This is a genomic window from Streptomyces sp. ISL-1 (assembly GCF_018614585.1).
GTDB classification, from domain to species: domain Bacteria; phylum Actinomycetota; class Actinomycetes; order Streptomycetales; family Streptomycetaceae; genus Streptomyces; species Streptomyces maoxianensis.
In genome coordinates this window covers 156,000-174,401 of record NZ_JAGGOI010000004.1, presented here as the reverse complement: position 1 = coordinate 174,401, position 18,402 = coordinate 156,000, and the positions used below count along the sequence as shown (strand labels likewise).

At 71.0% G+C, this 18,402-nt stretch carries 15 protein-coding genes; 7 read left to right on the top strand and 8 right to left on the bottom strand.

Features of this window, described 5'->3' with window-relative positions:
- The first annotated feature begins 283 nt into the window (after positions 1–283).
- From J7E87_RS02780 to J7E87_RS02760, 5 genes are read left to right on the top strand one after another with little or no spacing between them, the layout of a single operon-like run.
- The gene (locus tag J7E87_RS02780; RefSeq protein ID WP_215089448.1) at positions 284–1,279 is read left to right on the top strand and encodes a TauD/TfdA family dioxygenase; all 996 of its coding nucleotides are present in this window, start codon (positions 284–286) and stop codon (positions 1,277–1,279) included.
- Between the two features lie 28 nt (positions 1,280–1,307).
- Positions 1,308–2,333, top strand: coding sequence for an ornithine cyclodeaminase family protein (locus tag J7E87_RS02775; protein ID WP_215089446.1), 1,026 nt, complete (start codon positions 1,308–1,310; stop codon positions 2,331–2,333).
- Positions 2,324–3,694, top strand: a complete 1,371-nt coding sequence (locus J7E87_RS02770; RefSeq protein WP_215089444.1) for a Y4yA family PLP-dependent enzyme — start codon at positions 2,324–2,326, stop codon at positions 3,692–3,694. The genes J7E87_RS02775 and J7E87_RS02770 overlap by 10 nt, the downstream gene beginning before the upstream one ends.
- A 44-nt stretch (positions 3,695–3,738) precedes the next feature.
- Positions 3,739–4,767 (top strand): cysteine synthase family protein, encoded by a 1,029-nt coding sequence (locus J7E87_RS02765; RefSeq protein WP_215089442.1) that lies wholly within the window; start codon positions 3,739–3,741, stop codon positions 4,765–4,767.
- Between the two features lie 4 nt (positions 4,768–4,771).
- Positions 4,772–6,181 carry an MATE family efflux transporter gene (locus J7E87_RS02760; RefSeq protein ID WP_215089440.1) on the top strand — a complete coding sequence of 470 codons (1,410 nt, stop codon included), beginning with the start codon at positions 4,772–4,774 and terminating at the stop codon, positions 6,179–6,181.
- An 85-nt stretch (positions 6,182–6,266) separates the two neighbouring features.
- On the opposite strand, the gene J7E87_RS02755 is transcribed toward J7E87_RS02760, so the two are convergent.
- From J7E87_RS02755 to J7E87_RS02720, 8 genes are all read right to left on the bottom strand, one after another.
- The gene (locus J7E87_RS02755) at positions 6,267–6,476 is read right to left on the bottom strand and encodes a Trm112 family protein (RefSeq protein WP_215089438.1); all 210 of its coding nucleotides are present in this window, start codon (positions 6,474–6,476) and stop codon (positions 6,267–6,269) included.
- The gene (locus J7E87_RS02750; RefSeq protein ID WP_215089436.1) at positions 6,466–7,374 is read right to left on the bottom strand and encodes a hypothetical protein; all 909 of its coding nucleotides are present in this window, start codon (positions 7,372–7,374) and stop codon (positions 6,466–6,468) included. Before J7E87_RS02750 ends, J7E87_RS02755 begins: the two co-directional genes overlap by 11 nt.
- A 4-nt stretch (positions 7,375–7,378) precedes the next feature.
- Positions 7,379–8,098, bottom strand: a complete 720-nt coding sequence (locus J7E87_RS02745) for a bifunctional 2-polyprenyl-6-hydroxyphenol methylase/3-demethylubiquinol 3-O-methyltransferase UbiG (protein WP_215089434.1) — start codon at positions 8,096–8,098, stop codon at positions 7,379–7,381.
- Entirely contained in the window at positions 8,095–9,459 is a 1,365-nt protein-coding gene (locus J7E87_RS02740) for a condensation protein (protein ID WP_215089432.1), read from the bottom strand. Before J7E87_RS02740 ends, J7E87_RS02745 begins: the two co-directional genes overlap by 4 nt.
- Positions 9,456–13,715: an alpha-(1->3)-arabinofuranosyltransferase family protein gene (locus J7E87_RS02735; RefSeq protein ID WP_215089430.1), complete on the bottom strand. Its 4,260-nt coding sequence runs from the start codon at positions 13,713–13,715 to the stop codon at positions 9,456–9,458. Before J7E87_RS02735 ends, J7E87_RS02740 begins: the two co-directional genes overlap by 4 nt.
- A gap of 7 nt (positions 13,716–13,722) precedes the next feature.
- A complete protein-coding gene (locus J7E87_RS02730; protein WP_215089428.1) occupies positions 13,723–14,493 on the bottom strand; it encodes a class I SAM-dependent methyltransferase in 771 nt (256 codons plus the stop codon).
- Positions 14,490–15,656 carry a glycosyltransferase family 4 protein gene (locus J7E87_RS02725; protein ID WP_215089426.1) on the bottom strand — a complete coding sequence of 389 codons (1,167 nt, stop codon included), beginning with the start codon at positions 15,654–15,656 and terminating at the stop codon, positions 14,490–14,492. Before J7E87_RS02725 ends, J7E87_RS02730 begins: the two co-directional genes overlap by 4 nt.
- Positions 15,657–15,823: 167 nt before the next feature.
- On the bottom strand, positions 15,824–16,774 hold the full coding sequence (locus tag J7E87_RS02720; protein WP_215089424.1) for a DUF3068 domain-containing protein: 951 nt from the start codon (positions 16,772–16,774) through the stop codon (positions 15,824–15,826).
- 166 nt (positions 16,775–16,940) lie between these two features.
- Here J7E87_RS02720 and J7E87_RS02715 point away from each other — a divergent pair, with 166 nt between their 5' ends.
- On the top strand, positions 16,941–17,105 hold the full coding sequence (locus tag J7E87_RS02715; RefSeq protein WP_215089422.1) for a hypothetical protein: 165 nt from the start codon (positions 16,941–16,943) through the stop codon (positions 17,103–17,105).
- 27 nt (positions 17,106–17,132) lie between these two features.
- The gene (locus J7E87_RS02710; RefSeq protein WP_215089420.1) at positions 17,133–18,350 is read left to right on the top strand and encodes a CdaR family transcriptional regulator; all 1,218 of its coding nucleotides are present in this window, start codon (positions 17,133–17,135) and stop codon (positions 18,348–18,350) included.
- Positions 18,351–18,402: the final 52 nt, after the last annotated feature.

Sequence of the window (18,402 nt, the reverse complement as noted above, 5' to 3'; positions counted from 1 at the left end):
ACGTATGAGCGAATAGCGCTGAGTGTGTCGAGTGTGGCGAACCGACCGTCAGGAGCCGCGACTTGAGAGATCATCAGGGTATCACGAGGTAGGTAAGGTTTGCCTTGCCTAAGTTACCTGGTAGCGTTCGAATCGGTCGCCGGTGACCACGCCCCCAGCCGCCCATTCGGGCGGCTGCTCAGACCTGCCCGTTACGCCTCCGCGGCTCCAATCGCGGGTGACGGCAGATGTGTTCCAGCAGCCCCGACTCCCCTGCCATCCGACGGAAACGGACTACCTCGCCATGAGCACGGCAGCCGCACCTGTCCGCCAGCTCGACCCCCACGCAGTGGGCGAACTCCGCCAGGCCGCAGAGAACATACTGGCCGAATTCGGCACATCCGCCACATCTCCCCAGCTCCTGGAGCGGGTTGCGCAGACGGCCGACAGTTTCAGTGACGGCCTTCGCCACCACTGCCGTCCCGTCGACACCGCCGATGGCCTGTTCGTCCTGCGAGGCCTAGATGTCGACGACGAAGCCATCGGCCGTACGCCTTCGGGCTGGGCCACCGCCGGTGACAGCGGGGCGGTCTACGACATCACGCTGCTGCTGCTCGCCACCATGATGGGCAACCCCATCGCCTGGCAAGGCCAGCAGGACGGCCGGTTCGTCCACAACATCGTTCCCTCGCCCGGACATGAGACCGCGCAGACCGGCGCCAGCAGCACCGTGCTCCTCAGCCCCCACACAGAGGACGCCTTCCATCCCGGCCGCGCGCACCTGCTGATGCTCGGCTGCATGCGCAATCACGACAACATCGCCACCACCGCCGCCGGCATCCGCATGACCCGCCTCGCTGACGAGGACATCGACATCCTGACGCGGCCCGTGCTGCCGATCCTCCCCGACGACGCCTACGACGAGGCCCAGGGCTACGCCGAACAAGCGCCTCCCGCCGTACCCACGCTGTTCGCGACCGAGGAGGGCATGACGCTTCGCTTCGACCCGGCGTACACGCCGGTGGAGGAAGCGGACGACGCCTACCAGGCCGCCTACCGGCGCCTGGAGGCCGAACTCGCCCGCGTATCGGTCGCGGTCAGCCTGAGCCCGGGCGAGGTTCTCGTAGTCGACAACGACCTCGTGGTCCACGGCCGGGTGCCCTTCCAGGCCCGCTACGACGGAACCGACCGGTGGCTCAAGCGGGCCTCAGTCCGCGTCCCCGGGCGGCGCACCCGCCCTCTGGCCGAAGCCGATGAGCACGGTTACGGTCAGGCCGCTCTCGAAGCGCACGCCGGCTGAACACCCGCCCACGGACTGGAGGAACACCATGAGCGACACCTCGACCGCCCCCGTCGGCGCCCCCGTGTCCGGCGACGACAAGCACCTGCGGATCCTTTCGACCACGGACCTGGCCGGGATCGACATATCCCTGGCCGACGTGGTTGCCACCGTGGAAGGCGCCTACCGCACCCTCCACGGCGGTCTGTCCGACAACCCCCGGAAGCTGACCGTCAAGCCGCGGGACGGGCATTCGGTCTCGTACGCGATGCTGGGCCGGGACGGCTCACGCGAGGTCGTCGCGATCAAGACCTCCTACAAGCACGGCCTGGACAAGGGCCGTGAGGAGCAGCACTACTACACGTCGCTCACGATCTACGACGATGTCACCGGCCTGCCGGTGGCGATGATGGACTGCTCCCGTATCGGGTCGCTGCGGACCCCGGCCGTCTCCGCGCTGCTGGCCCGCGAATGCGCGGCCCCCGGCGCCCGCACCGCGCTGGTCATCGGCACCGGGACGCAGGGCCGCCTCGCCCTGCCGTTCCTCCTCACCACCCTCCCGGACCTCGACCGGCTGATGCTGTTCGGCACCCACGCCGAGGGCATCACCGCGGTCCGTGAACAGCTGCACACGCACTTCCCGGAGCGGGAGTTGGAGATCGTCACCGATCTGCGCGCCGCGGCCGCGGACGCCGACGTCATCGTCGCCACCGCCGGAGGGCACACACCGGCCGCAGTCGAGGCGGACTGGCTGAGGCCCGGCGCGCTGTCCATCCTGGTCGGCCACGGTCTCGCCCCCTCGACCCTCCACCAGGCAGACCGCGTCATCGCCACGAGCGAGGCGCAGATGAACGTCACCGGCACCGACATGGCCGATGCCGACGGCAAACTCCCCGCGGTCGACAGCGAGTTCCCGCCCGTACTCGCGGGTGTCGCGGCCGGCCGCCGCTCGGCCGAGGCGCGGATCTTCGCCTACAACAGCGGCCTGGTCGTCACCGACATCGCTCTCGGCCATCGCTTCGCGCAGCTCGCGCTGGCCCAGGGCCTGGGCACCGAGGTAGCGCTGTGGCAGTGAGCCCAGCCCGCCGGCCGACCCTGCCGGCGCTGCCGGACGCCGCAACGGACGCGGTCTTGGCCAGTGGACTGATCGAGGAACTCTCCTACGCCTTCGGCGGACCTTTCCACTTCCTGCTGCCCGACGCCTTCGACGCCAATCTGGAAGCGATGCGGGCCGCCCTGGAGTCCGCGGGCGTCGACGGGTTCGTGTACTTCGCGAAGAAGGCCAACAAGGCCGCGGTGTGGATCGAACGGTGCGCGGCCGGCGGGGCGGGCGTCGACGTCGCATCCGTCGGTGAGTTGCGCGAGGCCCTGGGACACGGCGTACGCGGGGAGAACATCGTCGTCACCGGTCCGGCCAAGAGCGAGGACCTGCTGCGCCTCGCCGTGCGGCACGGCTCGCTGGTCGCGGTGGACGCGCTCGACGAACTCGACACCATCATCTCGGCGGTACTCCCCGGCACGGTCGGCCCGGCCCGGCTGTTGCTGCGCTGCCTGCCGCCCGCCCAGCCGAGCAGCCGCTTCGGCATGAACGACGCCGAGCTGGCCATCGCCATGGACCGCTGCGTACGCGCAGGCGACTCCGTACGCATGGAGGGCTTCAGCTTCCACCTCTCCGGCTACGCCGTCCAGCCGCGCGCCGACCTCGCCGGACACCTGGTCGAACTGTGCCTCAAGGCCCGCGCCCTGGGGCTCGAAGCCGACAGGATCAGCATCGGCGGCGGCCTGGCGATCAGCTATACGGACGCCGACAGCTGGCACACCTTCCTCAGCGAACACAGCAGCGGCCACTACCACGCGGGCAAGTCGTTCACCACCGGCGACTTCTACCCGTATCACTCTCCGGCCGCCGGAGCCGAGGCGCTGCGATCGCTACTCGCCGCGCGCCCCGAGGGACATGGCCGGAGCCTCGCCGAGCTGCTGAGGCAATCCGGCGTCGTCCTGCTGATGGAGCCCGGCCGGGCCCTGCTCGACCGCGCCGGCGCGACGGTGTTCCGGATCCAGGGCGTCAAGGACCGCGACGGCTATCGGCTCCTGACCGTCGACGGCACCAGCCTGAGCCTGTCCGAGCAGTGGTTCAACAGCGAGTACCTGCCCGACCCGTACTTGCTCTCCCGGAGCCCGGACGCCTCAACAGGTACGTACCCCGCCGCCGTGGGAGCCGCGACCTGCCTCGAATCGGACATGCTGACCTGGCGGAAGATCCCCTTCCCCCGACAGCCGCGCGTCGGTGACCTGCTCGTGTACCCCAACACGGCGGGCTACCAGATGGACTCCAACGAGTCGCCCTTCCACGACCTGGCCCTGCCGCCCAAGGTCGTCGTCGACCACACCGAGCGACCGCGTCCGCGCTGGCGGCTGGACCGTCACTTCACCTGACCCCTGAGCCGTCGCACCACCAACCCCCTTCACAGGAGCATTCGATGCCCGGAGCACTTCAGCGCCCCGCCGTGGTCTCCCGCGTGTCCGACCTCATCGGCTACACCCCCCTGCTCGAACTGGCCACCACAGAAACCGGCAGCCGCCTGCTGCTGAAGCTGGAGATGTTCAACCCCACCGGCACCGCGAAGATCCGCATGGCCCGCCAGATGGTCACCGATGCCGAAGAACGCGGTGAGCTGCGGCCCGGCGGCCGGATCATCGAGTCCACGTCCGGCAATACCGGCCTCGGTCTCGCCGTCATCGCCGCCGAACGCGGCTACACCTTCACCGCCGTGGTCGACCACCACGCCTGCACCGACAAGCTGCGCGGCATGAAGGCCCTGGGCACCGAACTCGTCTACGTCGTCGACGACGGCACCGAGGAGCTGGCCACCGCCGCCCGCGAGGAGCTGGCCGAAGACATGGCCCGCGGGCAGGACAACACCATCTTCACCGAGCAGCACAACAACCCCAGCAATGGCGTCGGCTACTTCCCCGTCGCCCATGAACTGAGCGAGGCCCTCGACGGCCGTATCGACGTCCTGATCGGCGCGGTCGGCACTGGCGGGGCCCTGTGCGGCACCGCCCGCGAACTGCGCAAGCTCATAGCGGACTTCTCCACCATCGGTGTCGAGCCCAAGGGATCGATCGCGTTCGGCGGCCCGGCCCACGACTACTACCAGTCCGGCACCGGCACCCCCGAGGGGGCCGAGATCGGTCTGCTCGTCGACTTCGACCTCATCGACGAAGGAGTCAAGGTCGGCGACATCGAAGCGTTCGCCACCTGCCGTGCGGTCGCGCGCACCGGACTCCTCATCGGCGGCTCCGCGGGCGGCGTCGTCCATGAGGCGCTGACCCGACTGTCATCGCTTCCCCCCGGCACGACTATGGTCGCGCTGGTGAACGACGGCGGCGAGAAGTACATGGACACCGTCTTCAACGACGACTGGATGCAAGCCCGCGATCTCCTCGACACGGATGCGGAACGGGAAATCGACGAGCTCCTCACCAAACTCCGCAGGAACCGATAACCCCATGCTGACCACTCTTCTCCGCGACAGCCGCGCGCTGGCCACCCTCGCCGTCCCGCTCATCCTCACGCAGCTCGCGCAGGTCGCCCTGACCACCACCGACACCGTGATGATGGGGCTGCTCGGCACCCAGGAGCTCGCCGCGGGCGGCCTGGCCATCGTCATCTTCAACCAGCTGCGCACGATGGGCGTCGGCCTGGTCACCTCCGTCGGCAATCAGATCGCCGCCGCGGCGGCCCGCGCCGAGAAGTCGGCGCAGTCGGGGCAGTCGGAGCGACAACCCGAGGGGAAGGCGGGGGAACACGAGGAGGTCCGGGCGATCGTCCGGGCGAGCCTGGCCGTGGCGACCCTCGCCGGCATCGCCGGAGCCGTCCTCATGATCCTCATCGGCCCTGCCCTGACCTGGCTCGGACAGGATGCCGCCGTCGTCGAACGCACCCGGACCTTGCTCATCGCCCTGGCTCCGGGCCTGCTGCCCTGCCTGTGGTTCCAGGCCATCCGCCAGTTCACGGTCGGAATGCGGCGCCCCCAGGCCCTGCTGCAGATCACCATCGCGTCCATCGCCGTCAACGCGGGCCTGAACTGGGCCCTCATCCATGGCACCTGGGGACTGCCGCGTCTCGGCCTGACCGGTATCGGCGTCGCGACCTCCACCGTGTACCTCCTGTCCTTCCTCGCCCTGTACGTCTCGGCGAAGAAGGACAGCGAGCTGGCGCCGCTGCTCACCCTGAACGTGGCAAAGGCGGACCCGGCCACCGTCAAGCGGCTCATCGGCCTCGGCGTTCCGATCGCGGCGACCTACGGCTCGGAAGCGGGCTTCTTCTCCATCACCGCGCTGATGGCCGGCTCCTTCGGCCCCGCCGCCCTTGCCGCGCACACGGCCGTCAACCAGCTCGTCTACATCGTCTTCCAGGTAGCCGTCGGCCTCTCCCACGCCGCATCCATCAACGTCAGCCGCGAACTCGCCCTGGGCCGTACCGACGACGCACGCCGCCTCAAGAACACCGCACTCACCTGCGCCGCGGCCGTCATGACCGTCGTTGGCATCGCCTACCTCGCGATGCCCCGGCTGGTCCTGGCCCCCTTCCTGGATTCCGGTTCCGAACAGGCCCTCACCATCGCGACCCACCTGCTCATCGTCACCGCGTTCCTGCAGTTCTTCGACTGCGCGCAGAACATCGGCGTGGGACTCCTGCGCGGCCTCGACGACACCAGGAGCGGCTTCCGCATAACCCTCATCGGCTACTGGGCCGTCGGGCTCCCCGCGTCATGGCTCCTCGCCTACCCCGGGGGCTTCGACACCCTCGGCATCTGGCTCGGCCTGCTGACCGGCCTGGCCACCACAGCGGTACTCCTCCTGCGCCGGTACGGCCAGGCACTGGGCAGCCGCACGATCGAGCCGGTCCCGGCCTGACCTTGTCTCTGGCCTGGCCTGGCCGGACCGGGCCTGCCGGCTGATCGTGGACGGGCGGCCCGGGCCCGGGTCCGGGCGGCGAGTGTCATGTGCCGATCCGTCTGAGGATCCGCTCGTGTTCCTCGTCCGGTACCCGGATACCGGAGGAGGGAAGCAGCTGGGGGATCCCATCGATGATCGGATAGCGGCGGTGCAGCCGCGGGTTGTAGAGGGCCTCCTCGGGCAGGAGCAGCGTGAGCCGCCCCTTGTCGATCGGGCAGGCGATGATCCGGAGCAGGGGATCGTCAGGCTTCACGGGCCAATTCCTTCGCGGGAGTGGGGTGTTGGTCATGCCGCGGAAGCATCAGCAGGACCGAGACGGCCAGTGCGGTGCCGCCGAGCCGCAGAGCGAGCCGCAGCGGGTCCCCGGGCAGGGACTCGCCGAAGACGAAAGTGCCGAGCGCGGCAGTGAACAGACAGGTGACGGTGGTGCACACGGGCACGATCAGAGACGCCCGGCAGCGCTGCAGCGCGGTCTGGGACAGGACCAGACCGGTGGCTCCCGTGAAGAGCAGGATGTACGGGTAGGGAGACCTCAGCAGGTCGAATAACGCGTCCCCGACACCACTGGTCGTCAGATGACCGGAGACGCCCTTGATGGCGAGTGAGCTGACGCCGTACAACAGGCCGACGGCGACGCCGTATTCGACACCCGCGGTCGGCATCCGGTGACGGCGGCGGGTCCGGCGCTCCACCGCCCAGTACAACCCGAGCCCCGCCGCGAGCGCGGGCAGACAGATCAGCAGGACGCGGCCGGCCGAGGCATGCCCGCCCACGGCGTCGGAGTCCTGGAGAGAGGCCATGACCATCAGCAGGGCGAGGGTGATCATCACCACGCCACGTCGCTCCCGGCCGCTGGGCCGCTCGCCCAGCACGACCGAGGAGAGCAGCAGGAGCAGCACGAGACCGGACACGAAGATGCCCTGCGCGGCGGCGATGGGAAGTGTGCGGTAGACGGCGAGTTGTGCCGCGAAGCCGGCGGCGAGCGCGAGCGAACCGCCGAGCCACAGTGGGCTGCCGATGAGCAGTCGTACGACTCGGGCCGGTTGTCCCGTACTCAGTCGCGGCAGACCGGACAGCGCCCGCTTCTCGAGTACGAAGCCGGTGCTGTAGAAGACGTTGGCCAGCAGGGCCGATGCCACCCCCCACCACATGGCGCTACACCCGCTTGGCGTGCACCAGGAGGATGGAGGCCAGAGATGGCACGGCGCAGGCAGCCCGGTCCACAAGGCGCAGTGGGCGCGGGACACCGTGGAAGGGCGCGCCGGCCAGGGTGACCACATCGAAGCCCGCGGCGGCGAGGAATCCCCGCAGGGCGCGGGCGGTGAACAGACGTAGATGGCCGACCACTTGGGTTCCCGGGCGGCCGTGAATGCCGCGCAGGCTGACCTCCGAGAAGACTGGCTGCACCCCGGCGGCCAGTAGCACCCGGTTGTACCAGGCGGCCAGGTTCGGGGTGGAGAGCATCAGATGGCCGCCCGGCTTGAGGATGCGGCGCAGCTCGTCCATGGCGCTGTCGGGATCCACCAGATGCTCGATCACCTCACTGAAGAGCACGGCGTCGGCACTCGCGTCGGCCAATGGCAGGCCGCCCGAGGTGAGTTCACCGCGCACGACATGGTTCATCCGGGTGGCGGCCCGGCGCAGCGCGTCCTGGGACCAGTCGATGCCGACGATCCGGTGATCGCGCAGGAGCGGACCCGCGGTGGCCGCCGCGGAGCCGTCGCCGCAGCCGACGTCGACGACGAGGGAGGGCTCGGGCGGCAGCACTCGGGCCAGCATCACGGCCTGGCGGCGGCTGCGCTCGTCTCCGGAGGCGACGGGGACGGCCGGGTTCTCGTAGAACTCCCGCAGTCCCGCGGGGAGCGTTCCCGTCATGGCCCGTCACCTCCTGAAACGGCCGGCAGGGCTGCCATGGCCGACATAGCCGCCAGATATTCGGCGAAGAAGCCGCACAGCTGTTGTCCTGCCGTGTCGTCGAGGAGGGCGCGCGACCAGCGCAGCGCCAGATGCAGTCGTCCCCGCGTGCTCGCGGTGGTCACGGTCAGCCCGCGCGGCATCGCGGCGGGAGCCGAGAACCAGACGGCCTCCGCCCGGCCCGCCTCCGCGAAGTCCAGCGGATACGGAATGCGCCCGATGTTGCTGAGGAGCGTCGTCGAGGTCCAGGGGGCGGCAGCCCGCCGAAGCACCCGGGTCAGGGCGGCCCGCATCCCGACGGGCAGGGCCGGTGCGGTGAGGAAGGTGGCGGCGTGGCCGAGTTGAGGGCGGGGCGCCGACTTCAGGGCGCGGGTTCGCTCGGCGGTGCGCCGCAACAGGGCGGCGAGCGCCTCGGGGCCGGGCTCCCGCGCGCACTCCCGCGTCCCGAATCCGACCTCGACGAGACGGGTGCCGTTTCCGATGGGCATCTCGGCGCCTCGGGGCCGGTCGTCGATGGGCACGGTGATACGCATCGGGCGGGGCGCGGATTCGCGCAGCCGATTCCAGCGGGCGACCATCAGACAGGTGGCGACGAGGAGTTGATCGTTGACGGTGTAGCGGGCACCGGCCGGCCGGCGCGGTACCGGCAGATCGGCCAGCAGCAGGCCGTTTCCGCCGGCTCCCGGGACACCGGGCGCGGGTGCCACACGGGCGGGCCGGCCCGGACCGACGGTGCGGCCGGGCGATCGTGGCTCCGGCCCGGACGCGCCGACCGGATTGCGTGCGGGTGACGTGGGGGAGTCGGCGGCGGCGCCGCCGTACAACTCGGCGGCCGTGGCCAGCACGCGCAGACAGGCGGGCCCGTCGAGCGCGGTGTGGTTGAGCGTCAGCAGCAGCACACACGAGCTGCCGGTCGGCGACGGTCTCACCACCTCCAGCCGCACGGGCGGGGAGACGGACAGCGGCGGAGCCTCGGCCAGTGCTCCGGCTCTGGCCCGCTCGAGCGCGCCGGGCCCCGGCTCCGGGAAGGCGACCGGATCCACGTCCGGCGTACCCGTCAGCTCCCATTCGTAGCGCCGCCGGTACCAGGGGCCGGGTGCCTCGCGCACCAGAATCCGCGGGTGCCTGCGCAAGGCCTCGCCGAACGCGGCCCGGAGCCGCTCCGGATCCGGCTGCCGGGGCAGGTGCACCTCTATGTGTACGGTCTCGGGCTCCTCCGCGCGGAGACAGTGCCGGGAGATCTCATCGACGACCGGAAACGGAATCCGTCCCGGAGCGGGCTTGGCCAGCGGCCCTGGCCGGGCGGGTTGCAGGGCGGTCATCTCGGCGGGGCCTCCCTCGGGTCGGTCGGTGCGTTGCCGGGCAGGTCGGGGTGGTGCGCGGGGCCAGGAACGCGGTGCCCGGCAGGGCTGTTTGCCGACCTAACCCGCTGGGGAAGAGTCTGCGGATCCGGTACCGCGGAGGCAGGTGACGTCCCAACCCGCCGGTCAACGGTGACCACGGCGGCGCACAGCGCGATGAGCGCCAGCAGTTGGGCCGCCGGGCCGAACGCGCCCCGGCCGGCGGAGACCGGATCGCCCGCCCCTGTCGCGGCCGCGATCCCGGCGCCGGCCATCGCCACGAGGGCGATCGGCACCAGCAGGGAGTGCCGCAGACGGGCAACCACCGCCAGCGCGGGGACGATCAGCGCGAAGGGACCCGCCACGACCGCGACCACAAGGGTCAGCGCGACGAAGCCCAGCACCCACCCGGGCTCCGGCGGTGTCATCACTGCGGAGTCCGGGGCGGAGCCCCGGCGGCGTACCAGTGCGAGGCCGGCCAGCAGCGCCACCGCCACCGCGCCGCCGATCAGCCCGATGTCGTAGAGCAGTACGGGCTCGTATTCGAGCTCGACCGTGCCGCCCGCCCCGGCGGGGATCAGCCAGGCCTGCTGCCAGCCGTCGATCCGCAACGGGATCAGCTTCTTGCCGTTCAGGGTGGCTTTCCAGCCGTCGTTGGCGTTCTCGTACATCTGGAGGTAGCTCGCCTCGCCCGCGCCGACGGCCACCGACCGCCGGTCGCCCTGCCAGTCGGTCGCGGTCGCCTCCCGCTGTTCGTTCACGGCGGGCGGCCGGACCTCGCCGCGGGTGAGCGTGATATCGGTGAGCGCGAGGGGACCCTGGTCGCCCGCCTCCACCTGGTGCAGCCCTCGGCCCAGCGGAAGAGTGCCCCCGGGAGTCCGGCACAGCGTGACCTCCACGGGCCGGCGCTCGGTCAGATCGCGCACCGTCCCCGACGCGCTCGTCGCGTGCAGCGTGCCGTCCACGGCGACGGGCGGACCCTCACCGCACGGCACGGAGAATCGCAGGTTGGGGGCGGGCGGCGGTGTGCGCAGGTCGGCGAGCGCCGGAACGTAGACCTCGCTGAGGCCGACCGGCAACTGCATCCGGTTGTCGGCAACGGGGTTGTGGACGGTCAGCGGCGCGGCCCGGCTGATGGTGATGTCGAGCCGGTCGGTGGTGATCGGCTCGAAGCGGGCCAGGCCGTTCTCGTCGACGGCGGCCGTCACGGCGCCGTTCGGGGTGCTGATCAGTATCTGCTCGGGCCGGGTGGAGAGTCCGCCCGCGGCCGCGAGGACGATCTCGTCGATGGTCTTCCGGCCGGGCCAGCGCAGATGGATGACCGGCCGGTCGCCGGCGATCCACGCGGTGGTCAGATCCTCATCGACGAGATTGCGCGGGCTCAGGCCGTTCCCGAGCCGGCTGGTCGAGTCGGCGGTCGCCGTGATCCGCCGCCCCTGCCCCGGATCGGCGCCCGTGACGAGCCGGTCCAGTGCCTCGCCCGGCACCGGCAGCGCCTGTGCCGTGACGGCGAAATCTCCGCCCCGGCGGACGCCGAACCGGCGGTGCAGGCCCTCCTCGGCCGAGACCGGCGAGAGACCGCCCGGGTCGCTGCCGCGATGGAGCGAGAAGACCTCGGCCCCTGCCTCGTTGTCGTGTGCGTCGGTGGGGAGCCGGAGCAGCCGGGTCACCTGGACGCCGGGGACAGAGACCTCGCTGAAGCCCGCGCCGCCCAGTCCGGCCTTGGGGGACTGGGCCGCCAGGACGGTGACCTTCAGCCACTTGGCCTGCCCCGCGGGTGCCTTGACCGGCTGCGGGTTTCCGTTCGGTGCCAGTGGGCTGTCCACGAAGCCCTGGTCGGTCTCGATCCGTACGAGTGTGGGGGCGGCCCGCATCCCGTCGCCGGGCAGCGGAGTGAGCTGAAGCGAGGAGGGGACGTCGGTGGGTGAGGTGAAGCCGATACGGAGCCACTGGCCTGCGGCGTCTGTGGCACTGCCCTCGGCCCACGCGGTCCCCGGGTTGCCGTCGAAGGCGTTCACCGGGTCGTACTGCGGCAGGTGGAACAGCCAGTTGCCACTGCTGGAGGCGGTCACGGAGGCGGCGCCCCGCAGGACGGCCGTCGTCTGGTGGCCGGTGCCCTTCGTCGGCAGGATCTGCCGCGGTTGCTCGCCCGGGTCCTGCAGGCTCCCGGTGTGGTTCCGTTCGTCAGCGGTGTACGTGTACGAGGTGTTGCTGTTGACCAGTCCGAAGCGGGTGTCGGCGCGGCGCAGTCCGTCCGCGACGTACTGCGCCGCGGGTGTGCCGAGCCCCGGATGGTTGTCCCCGGTGAGCACGGTGGGCCTCTCCCGCAGGCGCGGATCGGCGGACAGTTGCAGCAGCGCCTCGGGGCCGCCGCTGACCACCGCGGTGTCGGCGACCGCCCGCAGGCCGACCTGGCCGGGCCGGCGGGGGTTGCCGGCCGGCTCGTAGATCTCGACGGCCTGCATCCGCGGGAAGATGCCCTGGACCTGCAACGGTGTGTCGCTGGGGATCCTGCCGCCGGTGAGTACCGGGTTGAATCCGGCGACTCTCCGGTAGCCGGAGGCTTCCAGGGTGCGCTTCACCGTGATCGGCGGGACGTATCCGATCTGGTCCGGGTCGAGGTCGTTGCGTACGACGACGAAGTAGAGACCGGCGCGCGACAAGTAGTCGCGCAGGCCCGGAACTTCGCCACCGCTCATGAGCGCCCCTTCCACCGCGTCCATCGCTCTTCGGGAGCCGGGTGTCCCGAAGGGAACGAAGTCGCGCTGCGCCCAGCGGGAGTCGGCGAGCACGTCGAAGGGCTGGTCGATGGGCGAGCCCCAGGTGTAGAGGCCGTGGGCGGTGGCGGGGACGACGAGGGCACGGCTGTCGGGCGAGTTCTTCTCCAGCCAGTCGGCGGCCTGCGTCCACTGGCCGGGCAGCTTCTTGAAGGCGCCGGGCTGCAGGATCGTCCCGTTCACGTACGGCCAGGCCAGACCGGGCAGTACCAGCAGCGCGGCGATCAGGGGGGCGAAACGCCGCGCGGGAATCGGCCGGATCGCGCGGCTCTCGCTCGCCACCAGGTGCATCAGCCCGAAGGCGAGCGCGAGAGCGAGCCCGGGCTGGAACTTGTAGATGCTCCTGAAGGGCCGCAGCTGCCCGTTCAGCCAGTCCCGGACCGTCTCGTGGAAGGGACCGCCGAGGGAACCGGCGTATCCGGCCAGGGCGATCAGGACGACGGCCAGCACGGTGAGCAGCAGCCAGCGGCGCTCGGGCAGATCGCGCCGGGCCAGGCCCGCGAGCCCCATCGCGGCGGCGAACGCCGAGCCGAGAATGGTGACCGTCGCGGTCGCCACGGTCCAGCCGGCGGGCAGCCAGGCTTCGCCGAAGTGGAGATAGGCGACCCAGTTGCCCGCGCCGCGCAGCAGTTCGGTGGCCGACATCGTGCCGGTGGTGGTGTCGGCCTGTTCGACGTACGGCATGAAGTCCTCGCCGTAGACGCCGAGGATCAGCAGCGGGATCACCCACCAGGCGGTGGCGAGCACGACACCGGGAGCCCACCAGGCGATCAGGGCACGCTTGCGAGGACCGGCCGGGCGGCTGAGCAGATAGAGCCCCACGGGCAGCAGCGATGCGAGCGTCGATGCCGCGTTGACGCCGCCCATGAAGGGGATCAGCAGCGCGGACGTGGCCGCGGCCACTCGTGGGCTGGTGCGGGTGCCGGTGAGCGGCAGCAGCACCCACGGGAGCAGCGCGCCGGGGAGCGCGGCCGCCGACGTGGAGCCGACGACGATGGTGAAGGTGGGCCACAGCGCGTAGCAGACGGCGCCGAGCAGCCGGGTCCGTGCGCTTCCGATGTCCATGCGCTCGGCGAGCCGCAGCGCGCCCCAGAACGCGGTGGCCACGATCAGCGAGAGCCACAGCCGCTCGGCCAGCCACACCGGGATGTGCGCGAGGTCGGTGATTGCGTAGTACGGGAGGGTCGGGAAGACGTATCCGGCGTACTGGTTGGAGAGCCCGCCGAATCCGGCGCGGCTCTGCCACAGCTCCCCGAGGTCGCCGATGAACTTCCATGGGTCGGCGGCCACTGGGAGCTTGGTCTCGAAGGTCATCCTGCCCGGCGACACGGAGAGGAACGCGACGAAGACCGCGGCCCAGAAGGCCAGGAGCCACGATCTGCGGCGCGGCCCGCCGGCCGGTGGCTGGGTCGCCCCCGCGGTGGGCCGGGGCCGGCCGGGGCGGCTCGGGGGGATGGTCAACGTCGTCTCAGCCACGGGTGGCTCGCAGTGGGCTGTTCATCGCTGCTGCCGTTTCTGTTCGGCGACGGAGGATGAGGAGGAGGTTCCAGGTGGCGATCTCGCGCAGGCCCGGGACGCGGGTGACGGCCTGGGCGAGGAACGGCCAGTACCGCGAGCGAGCCGTCACGAGGGACACGTCCTCGCGGGCTCGTACCTGACGCAGGGTCGGGCCGATGTGGATCGCGAAGAGGTTCTCGCCCAGGGCGTGCTTGGCGGGGCGTCCGGTCCGTCTCAGGTACCGGGCGCGGGCGCGGTCCGCGCCCAGGTAGTGCCAGGGCGCCCACTCGTGACCGCCCCAGGGGGAGAGCCAGTTGGTGAAGGAGACGTAGATCAGCCCGCCCGGCCGGGTGACGCGGATCAGTTCGCTGAGGAATGTCTGCGGGTCGGCGACGTGCTCCAGCACATTGGAGGAGAAGCAGATGTCGGCGACGCCGTCGGCCAGGGGCAGCAGATAGCCGTCGGCGACCACCGAGCCCGCGGGGGCGATGCCCCGCGCGCCCAGCTCCCGCAGATCCGGCTCGAAGAGGTAGCTCTGCGCACCGCGCCGCCGGAACTCCTCGGTGAAGTGGCCGCGTCCGCCGCCCACATCCACCACCAGCCGGTCGTGCAGGGGCATCTGCCGCTCGAGCTGCTCGGCCGCGTCGTGGGCGAGCACGGCGTAACACCGGTCCGGGTCGGTCTGCTCGCCCATGAACGCCCGGAAGAGGGTGATGGACCTGCGGATGGAGGGGTCTTTCACAGCCGGTCACTCCGCCGCGGCGCGGCCTCCGCGGCCGCCGCCCGGAACTGCCGGACCGTGGCGCCCCAGCGGAAGTGCGCGGCCCGCTGCCCGGCCGCCCGGCCGAGCGCCTCGCGCCGTTCGGCGCTGAGCGCCAGCGTGCACCAGGCAGCGGCGAACGAGCTCTCGCCGCGGGCCAGCACGCCGGTTACGCCGTCGTCGATCGAGTCTCTGAGGCCGGGCACGTCGAAGCCGATGGCGGGAGTGGAACGGGCCGCGGCCTCGGTCACCACGAGCCCCCAGCCCTCGACGAGCGAGGGGTGAAGGAGAATCCAGGCGGCGCACAGCAGCCGGTGCTTCTCGGCCTCCGAGACCCGGCCGGTGAAGGTTACTCCGGGCCCGGCCAAGGATTGCAGCCTGGCCCGTTCCGGCCCGTCGCCCACGATGACGAGCCGGCCTCCGGTGACCGGTCTGACCCTCTCCCACAGGCGCAGGAGCAGCTCGATCCGCTTGTATTCGACGAGGCGTCCCACGGCGAGGAACAGCGGCTCCGCCGAGGTGGGGGCGAGCGGGCCCGGTTCCTCGACACCGTTGTGGACGAGCCGGATCCGCTCGCGCGGGACGCCGAGGCCGTGCAGCGCGTCGGCCGTCGAAGGGGAGACGGCGACGAGCAGGTTGCCGCTGTGGGCGCGGGTCAGTGCCCAGCGTTCGAGCCTTCTGCCCAGCCGGGCGGCGGGGCCCGGGAAACGCTCGCCCCAGATGTCGGTGTGGACATGGTTGACCAGGCAGAGCGTCGGTCCGCTGTGCCACAGCGGGGCGAGATACGGCATGCCGTTGCACACCTCGACGAACAGGTCGCAGTCACCGACCTGCCGTTCGAAGGCGCGGCGGGCGCGCAGGAAGTGTCCGGCGTCCCCGCCGGCCGAGACCACGCGGTAGTCGCGGTAGGCGGCGGGACCGCCGCACAGGAGCGTGACCTGGTGTCCGTGAGCGGTGAGCCCGTCGGCGATGCGGTCGATGAGCAGTTCGGAGCCGCCCGCGGCCGGGTTGCCGAGGTCGCGCCGTGCGAGGAAGACGATCCGGCGGGGATGCGGAGGAGGTCCGGAAGGAGGTTCGTGCTGCGGGAACTTCGGCGGATGGTGGGGGCGTGGCGCGCGCAGGATGGGGGGTACGTGCTGGGGCATTCGAGCTCCAACTCGCCTCGGAGTGCGGGACGGTGGGGATGTGGGGCGCGAGCGGCCTTGCGGCGGGGTGGGGGTTGGTAGTTTCCGCCCCTCTGTTCGATGCCGCTACTCACGGTGGTGACAAATTTGGCCCGCGCTTTAGCTGACGCTCCATCACATTGTGCGCATTACTGGGGATTCGGGCGTTGTCTGCCGCGCACGACGAGTACGACGCCCGCGGCCGCCAGTAGGAGCCCGGCCGCTCCGGCGCCGATCGGTGCGGTCTCACTCAGCGCCCGCAGCCTTCCGCTGTCCTCCTTCGCCAGCGCCACCTGGGCGCGCTGGGTCTCCCGGGTGAACTCCAGTCCCGCGCTGTCCAGCAGGACCACCTTCGCCTCAGCGGCACCGGGTGCGCGCAGCGTCTTGCGTGGGGCGATCCTCGCGTTCATGATGCGGCCGGTCCGCCGGTCGACGACGAGTTCGATGCCGTCGTTGGCGTACCATTCCTCGGCATGCACCTGGCTCTGCTTCGGCAGGCCGACCAGCCGGCCCGGTACCTGCCGGGTGCCCGTCCGGGTGTCCTTCACGGATCCGGTGAACCGGTAACCCTCGTAGCCCGCGACCTTCCCGGTGCCCTTGAACTCCAGCCGGACGGTGGCCCCCAGTGTGCTGTCCCACCAGGTGTAACCCCGCTTCTGCACGTCGAAGGGGAACTTGAGGTAGGCCTCGCCCTGGTACTCCGGCGTCTCTCCGCAGCAGTGCACCGGAGTGTTGGTCCGGCGGTCGGTCACCCAGCGCTCGAGAGTCCACTGGTAGGACCTGCGCGGGTCGCGCAAGGCCAGCGTGTCCGGGGTGTCGATGGCCGTGGACACGTCCCAGACCGCCCGCCCGCTGCGCTCGCTCGCGGCGACATCGCCCAGCACCCGTCGGGTGATGGTGATCGGTTTCGTCCGGACGGGTCGAAGGCTCCTGGTGTCGAAATATTCGCCGGTGCCGGCGAACACGGTGGTGACGTCGACATCGGTCGGTGTGCGTTTGGCGCGTGGTTCCACGTACCGGGCGAGCATCGGAGCCAGTACGAGCAGAAAGACGCCGACACCCAACAGGACCAGCGACAACGGCGAAGCGGTACGACGCATTCGGGCACTCCCGGGGGCGAGGATGGGTTCAGGACGGTGCGCGTCTGTACGGCCCCGGACCGTAGGCGTGCTCTTGACGGAGTGTCAATGAGACTCGCAGACTGGGCAATTGCCGAGCCGGTGGCCGTGGGGCGGGGTGCCTACCGACCGAGAGGCTCGCTGAACCATGCACAGACTGACCGCTGCCGTGCTGACCACCATGGCCGCCGCTGTCCTCGCCGTGGGGGCCGCCTTCGGCATCGTTGCCGCTCTGAATGCCACGCCTGAGCAGCCCAATGTGCCTCTCGTCTCCTTCGAGTCGGGCGGGCCGACAGGGTCCCCCCAGCCGTAGCCGGACCAGCAGCGAGGGAGGGAACCCATGCCCGAGCGCACGGCCTGGCGCGATGTACCCCGCCCGCGGGCACGCAAATTCGCGACCCTGGCCATGGCCGAGGTGCCCGCACTCGCCCAGGCCATCCTGGGTGAGATCCGCAGGGAGTACCCCGGCCTGCCGCTCGTCGTCGACGACTCGGGTGAGCCCATGGCCCTGGTCGGCATCCGACGAGCGCTTGAGGACTTCGTGGACCACCTCCTGGTGGAGGAGGGCGGGCCGCACGGGCGCCGGCTGGAGGTCTTCCAGGAGTTCGGCCGCGGCGAAGTCCTGCAGGGCCGCAGCCTCGACTCGCTCCAGGCCATCTACCGGCTCGGCGTGCGACTTGCGTGGCGTCGCCTCGCCGAGATCGGCCAACAGGTCGAGATCCCGCCGCCCGCCATGTACGAGTTGGTGGAGTCGGGATTCGAGTATCTCGACGGGCTCGTCGCACAGTCCGTACGCGGCTACGTCGAGACCGCGGCCCGTCAGGCCGGCGAACGCCTGCGGCTGCAGCGGCGGTTGATCAGTCTGATGCTCAGCGAGCACCGCACGGATCCCACCGACGCCCTTGCCGAGCACGCCGCGAGCATCGGCTGGCCGCTGCCCGAACAGGTCGCCGTCGGGGTGCTGCTGCGGCCCGCCCCGGAGGCCGTCGCCCCCGCGGTGGGTCAGGGCGTGCTGCTGGACATGGAGTACGAGCAGCCGCGCATGATCGTCCCCGAGCCGGACGCGGCAGGCCGGCCGGAACTCCTGGAGCGCGCGATGACGGGCTGGTCCGGCGCGATGGGACCGCCGGTTCCGCTTGCCGAGGCGGCCAAGTCACTGCACTGGGCCTTTGCCGCCGTACGCCTGATGGAACGCGGGCTGCTCCCCGCCGGCCAGGTCCTGCACTGCACGGAGCACACCGAGGCGCTGGTCCTGCTGCCGCCCGAGGAGCTGATCGAGGACCTGGCCCGTCGCTGCCTGGCGCCACTCGACCAGTGCGCTCCCGCGCACAGCCGACGACTCGTCGAGACGCTGCTCGCCTGGCTGGAGACACGTGGCGGCGCCCCCGAGGTCGCGGCGCGACTCGGCGTGCATCCGCAGACCGTGCGCTACCGATTACGCCAGATCCGCGAACTGCTGGGCGACGAGGTGGACGACCCGGACCGCCGCTTCAATCTGGAACTGGTGTTACGGGCCCGCCGCCTGCGCGATGCGGGAGGTGGCTCGGGACGCCGGTGAACACCTGCCGGGCGGCGGAGGACGACAGGGAGCGGAGTGCTGAGCAGCGTCC